The sequence below is a fragment of the Bifidobacterium pongonis genome, from assembly GCF_019331805.1.
GTDB classification, from domain to species: domain Bacteria; phylum Actinomycetota; class Actinomycetes; order Actinomycetales; family Bifidobacteriaceae; genus Bifidobacterium; species Bifidobacterium pongonis.
Map to the genome: position 1 here is coordinate 1 of NZ_JAHBBE010000048.1, position 11,732 is coordinate 11,732.

Genomic DNA, 11,732 nt, shown 5'->3' on the forward strand with positions numbered 1-11,732 from the left:
GGATGACTCAACCGGAATCGGACAAAAATAGGCCAAAATTGTCTGATTTCGGTAGAGGGGACTCATTCAGGGAAATGACTCAACCGGAATCGGACAAAAATAGGCCAAAATTGTCTGATTTCGGTAGCGGAGCGGAGCCAGAGCAGACAACGTCATACCGTTTTCAGACAAAAGCAGGCAAATTTTGTCTGATTTCGGTAAAGAGAGGGTGACTTACTCAGGAGAAGGCAAGACAGATCTATTGGGGGAAACGGGGCAAGCTCAACCGGAATCGGACAAAAATGGGCTGATTTTGTCTGATTTCGGTAGGAGGGGAAAAGGAAATTGCGAAACGCGAAAAGTTGAGTCTATGTCACTCAAGTTTTGGGAATAGAATGGGAGTCAGCTTTGTTGTATGTGTCAGAACATGACACGTATGCCCCTCAGGCCACGTGAACATCGCCGCAACGCCAGCCGCAAACCGTGCAAGCGCAAGCTTAAACGGCCCGGCCAAGCGCAAGCTGTCCGGCCAGCGTCGACAGCGCCGCAACAAGCGGTGAACGCCAGCGCGGCTCGACAACCCAGCAAACGCCGGATCGTCGAGTCGCTAACGCGCCAACCGCTAGCACCAAGCGCCCAACGCCAAGTCGCCGCAACGCCAGTCGCCAGCGCACGTCAAGCGATCAAACGCAGCCAGAGGGCAATAGGAATTGGAGGTTACGTTATGGACCCGAACGAACTCACCACTATGTCGCGCGAAGCCATCGCCGACGCCATTCAAAGCGCATCCGCCGCAGGCAACGCGCAAGTTGACGTGCTGCACCTGCTCAACGCCCTGCTCACCCAGCAGCAAGGCGTGGTCCGCGGACTCATCGAAACCGCAGGCGGCGACCTGCAAGGCATCGGCGCCGCAGTACGCAACGCGCTCGTCAGCCTGCCGTCCGCCAGCGGCTCCACCACCGCGAAACCGCAAACCAGCCGTCAGCTCGACGCAGCCCTCGCGCAAGCCGAAAAGGAAATGCGCGACATGGGCGACGAATACGTCTCCACCGAGCACCTGCTCATTGGCATCGCCGCGGCTACCCCGAACAAGGCCGCCGACATCCTGCAGGCGCACAACATCACCCCGCAGGCCCTGCGCAAGGCCGTGCCGCAAATCCGCGGCGGCGCGAAAGTCACCAGCCCGGACGCCGAAGGCAGCTACAAGGCGCTGGAAAAGTACTCCACCGACCTCACCGCAGCCGCCAAAGAAGGCAAACTCGACCCGGTTATCGGGCGCGATCAGGAGATCCGCCGCGTCGTGCAGATCCTGAGCCGTCGCACCAAGAACAACCCGGTACTGATCGGCGAGCCCGGCGTCGGCAAAACCGCCGTGGTCGAAGGCCTCGCCCAGCGCATCGTCGCGGGCGACGTGCCCACCACGCTGCAGAACAAGAAGCTCATCTCGCTCGACCTGGGCTCCATGGTCGCCGGCTCGAAGTACCGCGGCGAGTTCGAAGAACGCCTGAAGGCCGTGCTTGAGGAAATCAAGAACGCCAACGGCCAAATCATCACGTTCATCGACGAAATCCACACGATCGTAGGCGCGGGCGCCGCCGAAGGCTCCATGGACGCGGGCAACATGCTCAAGCCCATGCTGGCACGCGGCGAACTGCGTCTGATCGGCGCCACCACGCTGGACGAATACCGTGAAAACATCGAAAAGGATCCGGCGCTCGAACGTCGTTTCCAGCAAGTGTTCGTCGGTGAGCCGAGCGTGGAAGACACCATCGCGATCCTGCGCGGCATCGCACCGAAGTACGAGGCCCATCACAAGGTCACGATCGGCGATGATGCGCTCGTCGCCGCCGCAACGCTGTCGAACCGGTACATTTCGGGCCGTCAGCTGCCGGACAAGGCCATCGATCTGGTCGACGAAGCCGCCGCGCACCTGCGTATGGAACTCGACTCCTCGCCTGAGGAAATCGACGAACTGACCCGTCAAGTGGAACGTCTGAAGATGGAGAAGTCGTATCTGCTGGGCAATCCGAAGAACGACGATGCCGCGAAGAAAGCCGAAGCCGACCTGGACGACAGTGCCAAGGATCGTCTCGCCGACCTGAACAAGGAGATCGCCAACAAGAGCGAGCAGCTGACCGGGCTCAAGGCGCGTTGGGACGCCGAAAAGAGCGGTCACAACCGCATCGGCGACCTGCGCAAGAAGCTCGACGAACTGCGCACGCAGGCCGAACGCTACGAGCGCGAAGGCGACCTGGCGAAATCCTCGGCCATCAACTACGGCGAAATCCCGAACATTCAGAAGGAAATCGCCCGCGCCGAAAAGACCGAAAACGACGCCAAGAACGGCGGCAACAGGGCTGGAACCGGAGACGGAGACGGCACCGGTGCCGACGTGCCGATGGTCCCCGACCGCGTCGACGCCGACTCCGTCGCTGAAATCGTCTCCGACTGGACCGGCATCCCCGTCGGCCGTCTGATGCAAGGCGAAAACGAGAAACTCCTGCACATGGAGGAGTACCTCGGCAAGCGCGTCATCGGCCAGAAGGAAGCCATCACAGCCGTGGCCGACGCCGTGCGCCGTTCGCGCGCCGGCATCTCCGACCCGAACCGTCCGACCGGTTCCTTCCTGTTCCTCGGCCCGACCGGCGTAGGCAAAACCGAGCTCGCCAAGGCGCTCGCGGACTTCCTGTTCGACGACGAGAAGGCCATGGTGCGCATCGACATGAGCGAATACATGGAGAAATCCTCCGTGTCCCGCCTGATCGGTGCCGCGCCGGGCTATGTCGGCTACGAGCAGGGCGGTCAGCTGACCGAAGCCGTGCGCCGTCGCCCGTACTCGGTGGTGCTGTTCGACGAGGTCGAGAAGGCGAATCCGGAGATCTTCGACGTGCTGCTGCAGGTGCTGGACGATGGTCGCCTGACCGACGGCCAGGGCAGGACCGTGGACTTCAAGAACACGATCCTGATCATGACCTCGAACCTCGGCTCGCAGTTCCTCGTCAACGAGGATATGGACGACGAGGCCAAGCGCAAGGCCGTGATGGACACCGTGCACAGGAGCTTCAAGCCGGAGTTCCTGAACCGTTTGGACGACACCGTGATGTTCCACCCGCTGACCCGCGAAGAGCTGGGCGGCATCGTGGATATTCAGGTGGCCAGCGTGTCCGCTCGCCTGACCGACCGTCGCATCACGCTCGACGTGACCGATTCGGCGCGCGAATGGCTGGCGAACATGGGTTACGATCCGGCGTACGGTGCGCGTCCGCTGCGCCGCCTGGTGCAGACCGAAGTGGGCGATCAGCTGGCGCGTATGCTGCTGGCCGGCAAGGTTCACGACGGTGACACCGTGCTGGTGGATCAGACCGGCGGCGAGCATCTTGAGCTCACCGCGTGGGCGTCCGACAAGCTCGTGGACGATGAGCCGGGGGCTGAGGAGGCCTGATTCGGGCTGGCTTGGGCGCGATTCGGGTTGGATTGGGCTGGTCTGATTCCGGCCGAGTCCAACCCGCGCTTTTTCCAAACAACCCTCACTACCGAAATCAGACAAAATCGGCCCATTTTGTCTGATTTCGGTTGGGTCCAACCCAAGCCTTCCCTGAACGTCTCCCATTACCGGAATCGGACAAATTTGGCCCGTTTTTGTCTGATTTCGGTATGAGACCTGCCCTCGGTTTCCTCAGCGGATTTGCCCCGTTTCCTCCTGAACGGCCCCCACTACCGGAATCGGACAAATTTGGTCCATTTTTGTCTGATTTCGGTATGGGGTCTGCCCTCGGTTCCCTCAGCGGATTTGCCCCGTTTCCTCCTGAACGGCCCTCATTACCGGAATCGGACAAATTTCGCCCTTTTTTGTCTGATTTCGGTATGAGGTCTGTCCTTGGTCTCCTCAGCGGGTCTGCCCCGTTTCCTCCTGAACGGCCCTCACTACCGGAATCGGACAAATTTGGTCTGTTTTTGTCTGATTTCGGTTGATGATGTCCAGCCGTCATCAGTCGCTGTCAGCCGCTATCAGACGGCAATTCGCTAGTTCTCCACATCCGCCAGCCCACAGCCGAACGGCGAACACACGGCGAACCGGTCGTGTAGGCTCGAACAACATGACGGGTCGTTTCGCTCCAACGCCTTCAGGGCGTATGCATATCGGCAATATGGTTGCCATGATGGCCGCGTGGCTGGATGCCAGATCGCGCGGCCAGCGCATGCTGCTGCGCATCGAGGACATCGATACGCCGCGCGTGCTGCCCGACGCGGACCGTTGGATCATGGACGATCTGACCTGGTTCGGCATGGACTGGGACGGCGAGCCGGTGTACCAGTCGCAGCGGCTCGCCGTGTACGAGCAGGCGCTGGGTATGATCGCGGGCGGCGACTGGGGTGCGGATTGCGATTCCGTGGACAGTTCCGTGGACGGTTCCGTGAACAGTTCGGCAGACGGCAAAGGCCGCATCTGCATGAGCGCCCACCCGCGCAGCCGCCAGCAGCCCCGCCCACACACCCAACACATCTACCCGTGCTTCTGCTCGCGCGCCGACATCCGCGCGGCATCCGCCCCGCAGGAAGGCGACGGCTTCCAAATCTACCCGGGAACCTGCCGCACGCTCATCCTCAACAATCCGCAGGAATCCGCCGATCGCGTCGCCGCCGGCCGCCGCCACTCCCTACGCATCGCCATGCCGGAACCCGGCGATCCGCACAGCATCGTCACCATCGCCGACCGCGTCTTCGGCACGCAAACCTTCAACCTGCCGCGCGATATCGGCGACTCCATCATTCGCCGCTCCGACGGGCTGTTCTCCTACCAATTCGTCGTCACCGTGGACGATCTCGCCATGGGCGTCGATACCGTCGTGCGCGGGCGCGACCTGCTGCGGTCCGCCGCGTTGCAGACGTGGATCCGCAACGTGCTCGTGGAAAGCGGGTTCGGGGGAGCGGGCGAGGATTCCGGCGAAAAGGACGGGATGGACGAAATGGGCGAAAAGGGCGAGATGGCCCAATCGGGCGCCCCCGCCGCAATCAGTCCCTCCGCGATTACTCCCTCCGCGATCGCCCCCGAATACGCGCACATCCCCCTCATCGACAACGCGGCCGGCCGCAGACTCGCCAAACGCGAACGATCCCTCGACATGGGCGCCCTACGCAAACGCGGCGTCACCGCCGAACAAGTCGCAGGATACTGCGCCTACCTGCTGGCCCTCATCCCCGCCCCCGAACCCTGCAGGCCATCCGACCTCCTGCGCGACTTCAGCTGGGAACCGCTCCGTCGCGACCACGCCGACCGCACACTCGACCCCGCCTCGCCGCAATGCCCCAGCTGGCTCGCAGACGCGGTAGGCTGAAAACACGGAGTCGAACGGCTCGGGCGCCCGGAAGCGGCAGATTGCTGCCCGCAGACCGCAGCCCGCAGCTCACAGCAACGGCTCAAACCAGGCCAGCAAACCAGGCCAGCAATAAGGCCTCAACACGGCTCAAGCTCTAAGGAAGGAGCAACATATGTCGAAAGCTAAAGTCTTCAGGAACGTGCTGATCGGTGGCGCGGCGATCGCGGGTGCGGCGCTGTGGGCGGTCGCGCCGCGAGGCTTCAAAAACAAGCAGAAGCATTATGTGCCGACTGTGCCGGACGTGTGGTACGCGCATCGCGGCCTGCACGACGCGGGCTCCGGGCTGACCGCCGCATACGCCGAACAGAGCGGCGAATACGTGGCGTTGGCGCGTCGCATGGCCGCCAAGGCCGGGTACGGCAGCGAGGAATTCGAAGGGCCGATCGCGCCGGAAAACTCGCTGGCGGCGTTCGCGGCCGCGTGCGAAGCCGGGTACGCGGTGGGGTACAGCGGGATGCGCGTCAGCTCGTCGTAGCTCAAATCCTTGATTTTGCGCGGATCTCCGGCCACTCGGCCCAGATCGGCGTCGTGCACGACCACGACTTCGCCGTCGCGTGTGAGCTGAATGTCAAGTTCGATGCCGTACCCGGCTTCGCACGCGGCCGCGAACGCCGCCAGCGAGTTTTCCGGCGCGATCGGCCCTTCGAATTCCTCGCTGCCGTACCCGGCCTTGGCGGCCATGCGACGCGCCAACGCCACGTATTCGCCGCTCTGTTCGGCGTATGCGGCGGTCAGCCCGGAGCCCGCGTCGTGCAGGCCGCGATGCGCGTACCACACGTCCGGCACAGTCGGCACATAATGCTTCTGCTTGTTTTTGAAGCCTCGCGGCGCGACCGCCCACAGCGCCGCACCCGCGATCGCCGCGCCACCGATCAGCACGTTCCTGAAGACTTTAGCTTTCGACATATGTTGCTCCTTCCTTAGAGCTTGAGCCGTGTTGAGGCCTTATTGCTGGCCTGGTTTGCTGGCCTGGTTTGAGCCGTTGCTGTGAGCTGCGGGCTGCGGTCTGCGGGCAGCAATCTGCCGCTTCCGGGCGCCCGAGCCGTTCGACTCCGTGTTTTCAGCCTACCGCGTCTGCGAGCCAGCTGGGGCATTGCGGCGAGGCGGGGTCGAGTGTGCGGTCGGCGTGGTCGCGACGGAGCGGTTCCCAGCTGAAGTCGCGCAGGAGGTCGGATGGCCTGCAGGGTTCGGGGGCGGGGATGAGGGCCAGCAGGTAGGCGCAGTATCCTGCGACTTGTTCGGCGGTGACGCCGCGTTTGCGTAGGGCGCCCATGTCGAGGGATCGTTCGCGTTTGGCGAGTCTGCGGCCGGCCGCGTTGTCGATGAGGGGGATGTGCGCGTATTCGGGGGCGATCGCGGAGGGAGTAATCGCGGAGGGACTGATTGCGGCGGGGGCGCCCGATTGGGCCATCTCGCCCTTTTCGCCCATTTCGTCCATCCCGTCCTTTTCGCCGGAATCCTCGCCCGCTCCCCCGAACCCGCTTTCCACGAGCACGTTGCGGATCCACGTCTGCAACGCGGCGGACCGCAGCAGGTCGCGCCCGCGCACGACGGTATCGACGCCCATGGCGAGATCGTCCACGGTGACGACGAATTGGTAGGAGAACAGCCCGTCGGAGCGGCGAATGATGGAGTCGCCGATATCGCGCGGCAGGTTGAAGGTTTGCGTGCCGAAGACGCGGTCGGCGATGGTGACGATGCTGTGCGGATCGCCGGGTTCCGGCATGGCGATGCGTAGGGAGTGGCGGCGGCCGGCGGCGACGCGATCGGCGGATTCCTGCGGATTGTTGAGGATGAGCGTGCGGCAGGTTCCCGGGTAGATTTGGAAGCCGTCGCCTTCCTGCGGGGCGGATGCCGCGCGGATGTCGGCGCGCGAGCAGAAGCACGGGTAGATGTGTTGGGTGTGTGGGCGGGGCTGCTGGCGGCTGCGCGGGTGGGCGCTCATGCAGATGCGGCCTTTGCCGTCTGCCGAACTGTTCACGGAACCGTCCACGGAACTGTCCACGGAATCGCAATCCGCACCCCAGTCGCCGCCCGCGATCATACCCAGCGCCTGCTCGTACACGGCGAGCCGCTGCGACTGGTACACCGGCTCGCCGTCCCAGTCCATGCCGAACCAGGTCAGATCGTCCATGATCCAACGGTCCGCGTCGGGCAGCACGCGCGGCGTATCGATGTCCTCGATGCGCAGCAGCATGCGCTGGCCGCGCGATCTGGCATCCAGCCACGCGGCCATCATGGCAACCATATTGCCGATATGCATACGCCCTGAAGGCGTTGGAGCGAAACGACCCGTCATGTTGTTCGAGCCTACACGACCGGTTCGCCGTGTGTTCGCCGTTCGGCTGTGGGCTGGCGGATGTGGAGAACTAGCGAATTGCCGTCTGATAGCGGCTGACAGCGACTGATGACGGCTGGACATCATCAACCGAAATCAGACAAAAACAGACCAAATTTGTCCGATTCCGGTAGTGAGGGCCGTTCAGGAGGAAACGGGGCAGACCCGCTGAGGAGACCAAGGACAGACCTCATACCGAAATCAGACAAAAAAGGGCGAAATTTGTCCGATTCCGGTAATGAGGGCCGTTCAGGAGGAAACGGGGCAAATCCGCTGAGGGAACCGAGGGCAGACCCCATACCGAAATCAGACAAAAATGGACCAAATTTGTCCGATTCCGGTAGTGGGGGCCGTTCAGGAGGAAACGGGGCAAATCCGCTGAGGAAACCGAGGGCAGGTCTCATACCGAAATCAGACAAAAACGGGCCAAATTTGTCCGATTCCGGTAATGGGAGACGTTCAGGGAAGGCTTGGGTTGGACCCAACCGAAATCAGACAAAATGGGCCGATTTTGTCTGATTTCGGTAGTGAGGGTTGTTTGGAAAAAGCGCGGGTTGGACTCGGCCGGAATCAGACCAGCCCAATCCAACCCGAATCGCGCCCAAGCCAGCCCGAATCAGGCCTCCTCAGCCCCCGGCTCATCGTCCACGAGCTTGTCGGACGCCCACGCGGTGAGCTCAAGATGCTCGCCGCCGGTCTGATCCACCAGCACGGTGTCACCGTCGTGAACCTTGCCGGCCAGCAGCATACGCGCCAGCTGATCGCCCACTTCGGTCTGCACCAGGCGGCGCAGCGGACGCGCACCGTACGCCGGATCGTAACCCATGTTCGCCAGCCATTCGCGCGCCGAATCGGTCACGTCGAGCGTGATGCGACGGTCGGTCAGGCGAGCGGACACGCTGGCCACCTGAATATCCACGATGCCGCCCAGCTCTTCGCGGGTCAGCGGGTGGAACATCACGGTGTCGTCCAAACGGTTCAGGAACTCCGGCTTGAAGCTCCTGTGCACGGTGTCCATCACGGCCTTGCGCTTGGCCTCGTCGTCCATATCCTCGTTGACGAGGAACTGCGAGCCGAGGTTCGAGGTCATGATCAGGATCGTGTTCTTGAAGTCCACGGTCCTGCCCTGGCCGTCGGTCAGGCGACCATCGTCCAGCACCTGCAGCAGCACGTCGAAGATCTCCGGATTCGCCTTCTCGACCTCGTCGAACAGCACCACCGAGTACGGGCGACGGCGCACGGCTTCGGTCAGCTGACCGCCCTGCTCGTAGCCGACATAGCCCGGCGCGGCACCGATCAGGCGGGACACGGAGGATTTCTCCATGTATTCGCTCATGTCGATGCGCACCATGGCCTTCTCGTCGTCGAACAGGAAGTCCGCGAGCGCCTTGGCGAGCTCGGTTTTGCCTACGCCGGTCGGGCCGAGGAACAGGAAGGAACCGGTCGGACGGTTCGGGTCGGAGATGCCGGCGCGCGAACGGCGCACGGCGTCGGCCACGGCTGTGATGGCTTCCTTCTGGCCGATGACGCGCTTGCCGAGGTACTCCTCCATGTGCAGGAGTTTCTCGTTTTCGCCTTGCATCAGACGGCCGACGGGGATGCCGGTCCAGTCGGAGACGATTTCAGCGACGGAGTCGGCGTCGACGCGGTCGGGGACCATCGGCACGTCGGCACCGGTGCCGTCTCCGTCTCCGGTTCCAGCCCTGTTGCCGCCGTTCTTGGCGTCGTTTTCGGTCTTTTCGGCGCGGGCGATTTCCTTCTGAATGTTCGGGATTTCGCCGTAGTTGATGGCCGAGGATTTCGCCAGGTCGCCTTCGCGCTCGTAGCGTTCGGCCTGCGTGCGCAGTTCGTCGAGCTTCTTGCGCAGGTCGCCGATGCGGTTGTGACCGCTCTTTTCGGCGTCCCAACGCGCCTTGAGCCCGGTCAGCTGCTCGCTCTTGTTGGCGATCTCCTTGTTCAGGTCGGCGAGACGATCCTTGGCACTGTCGTCCAGGTCGGCTTCGGCTTTCTTCGCGGCATCGTCGTTCTTCGGATTGCCCAGCAGATACGACTTCTCCATCTTCAGACGTTCCACTTGACGGGTCAGTTCGTCGATTTCCTCAGGCGAGGAGTCGAGTTCCATACGCAGGTGCGCGGCGGCTTCGTCGACCAGATCGATGGCCTTGTCCGGCAGCTGACGGCCCGAAATGTACCGGTTCGACAGCGTTGCGGCGGCGACGAGCGCATCATCGCCGATCGTGACCTTGTGATGGGCCTCGTACTTCGGTGCGATGCCGCGCAGGATCGCGATGGTGTCTTCCACGCTCGGCTCACCGACGAACACTTGCTGGAAACGACGTTCGAGCGCCGGATCCTTTTCGATGTTTTCACGGTATTCGTCCAGCGTGGTGGCGCCGATCAGACGCAGTTCGCCGCGTGCCAGCATGGGCTTGAGCATGTTGCCCGCGTCCATGGAGCCTTCGGCGGCGCCCGCGCCTACGATCGTGTGGATTTCGTCGATGAACGTGATGATTTGGCCGTTGGCGTTCTTGATTTCCTCAAGCACGGCCTTCAGGCGTTCTTCGAACTCGCCGCGGTACTTCGAGCCGGCGACCATGGAGCCCAGGTCGAGCGAGATGAGCTTCTTGTTCTGCAGCGTGGTGGGCACGTCGCCCGCGACGATGCGCTGGGCGAGGCCTTCGACCACGGCGGTTTTGCCGACGCCGGGCTCGCCGATCAGTACCGGGTTGTTCTTGGTGCGACGGCTCAGGATCTGCACGACGCGGCGGATCTCCTGATCGCGCCCGATAACCGGGTCGAGTTTGCCTTCTTTGGCGGCTGCGGTGAGGTCGGTGGAGTACTTTTCCAGCGCCTTGTAGCTGCCTTCGGCGTCCGGGCTGGTGACTTTCGCGCCGCCGCGGATTTGCGGCACGGCCTTGCGCAGGGCCTGCGGGGTGATGTTGTGCGCCTGCAGGATGTCGGCGGCCTTGTTCGGGGTAGCCGCGGCGATGCCAATGAGCAGGTGCTCGGTGGAGACGTATTCGTCGCCCATGTCGCGCATTTCCTTTTCGGCTTGCGCGAGGGCTGCGTCGAGCTGACGGCTGGTTTGCGGTTTCGCGGTGGTGGAGCCGCTGGCGGACGGCAGGCTGACGAGCGCGTTGCGTACTGCGGCGCCGATGCCTTGCAGGTCGCCGCCTGCGGTTTCGATGAGTCCGCGGACCACGCCTTGCTGCTGGGTGAGCAGGGCGTTGAGCAGGTGCAGCACGTCAACTTGCGCGTTGCCTGCGGCGGATGCGCTTTGAATGGCGTCGGCGATGGCTTCGCGCGACATAGTGGTGAGTTCGTTCGGGTCCATAACGTAACCTCCAATTCCTATTGCCCTCTGGCTGCGTTTGATCGCTTGACGTGCGCTGGCGACTGGCGTTGCGGCGACTTGGCGTTGGGCGCTTGGTGCTAGCGGTTGGCGCGTTAGCGACTCGACGATCCGGCGTTTGCTGGGTTGTCGAGCCGCGCTGGCGTTCACCGCTTGTTGCGGCGCTGTCGACGCTGGCCGGACAGCTTGCGCTTGGCCGGGCCGTTTAAGCTTGCGCTTGCACGGTTTGCGGCTGGCGTTGCGGCGATGTTCACGTGGCCTGAGGGGCATACGTGTCATGTTCTGACACATACAACAAAGCTGACTCCCATTCTATTCCCAAAACTTGAGTGACATAGACTCAACTTTTCGCGTTTCGCAATTTCCTTTTCCCCTCCTACCGAAATCAGACAAAATCAGCCCATTTTTGTCCGATTCCGGTTGAGCTTGCCCCGTTTCCCCCAATAGATCTGTCTTGCCTTCTCCTGAGTAAGTCACCCTCTCTTTACCGAAATCAGACAAAATTTGCCTGCTTTTGTCTGAAAACGGTATGACGTTGTCTGCTCTGGCTCCGCTCCGCTACCGAAATCAGACAATTTTGGCCTATTTTTGTCCGATTCCGGTTGAGTCATTTCCCTGAATGAGTCCCCTCTACCGAAATCAGACAATTTTGGCCTATTTTTGTCCGATTCCGGTTGAGTCATCC

4 protein-coding genes and 1 pseudogene are annotated in these 11,732 nt (G+C 62.5%); 2 read left to right on the forward strand and 3 right to left on the reverse strand.

The features are described 5' to 3' along the window. Nucleotides 1-703 precede the first annotated feature (703 nt). The gene (gene clpB, locus KIH75_RS09360; RefSeq protein ID WP_219056451.1) at nt 704-3,421 is read left to right on the forward strand and encodes an ATP-dependent chaperone ClpB; all 2,718 of its coding nucleotides are present in this window, start codon (nt 704-706) and stop codon (nt 3,419-3,421) included. A gap of 655 nt (nt 3,422-4,076) precedes the next feature. Next, nucleotides 4,077-5,315 (forward strand): glutamate--tRNA ligase family protein, encoded by a 1,239-nt coding sequence (locus KIH75_RS09365; protein ID WP_219056452.1) that lies wholly within the window; start codon nt 4,077-4,079, stop codon nt 5,313-5,315. Nucleotides 5,316-5,798: 483 nt separating this feature from the next. On the opposite strand, the pseudogene KIH75_RS09370 reads toward KIH75_RS09365, so the two are convergent. The 3 genes and pseudogenes from KIH75_RS09370 to clpB (KIH75_RS09380) all read right to left on the reverse strand — a co-directional run. Then, nucleotides 5,799-6,263 (reverse strand): annotated as a pseudogene (locus KIH75_RS09370) (glycerophosphodiester phosphodiesterase family protein); the annotation flags it as partial. A 154-nt stretch (nt 6,264-6,417) separates the two neighbouring features. Beyond that, nucleotides 6,418-7,656, reverse strand: coding sequence for a glutamate--tRNA ligase family protein (locus KIH75_RS09375; protein WP_219056452.1), 1,239 nt, complete (start codon nt 7,654-7,656; stop codon nt 6,418-6,420). Between the two features lie 655 nt (nt 7,657-8,311). Beyond that, entirely contained in the window at nt 8,312-11,029 is a 2,718-nt protein-coding gene (gene clpB, locus KIH75_RS09380) for an ATP-dependent chaperone ClpB (RefSeq protein WP_219056451.1), read from the reverse strand. Nucleotides 11,030-11,732 lie beyond the last annotated feature (703 nt).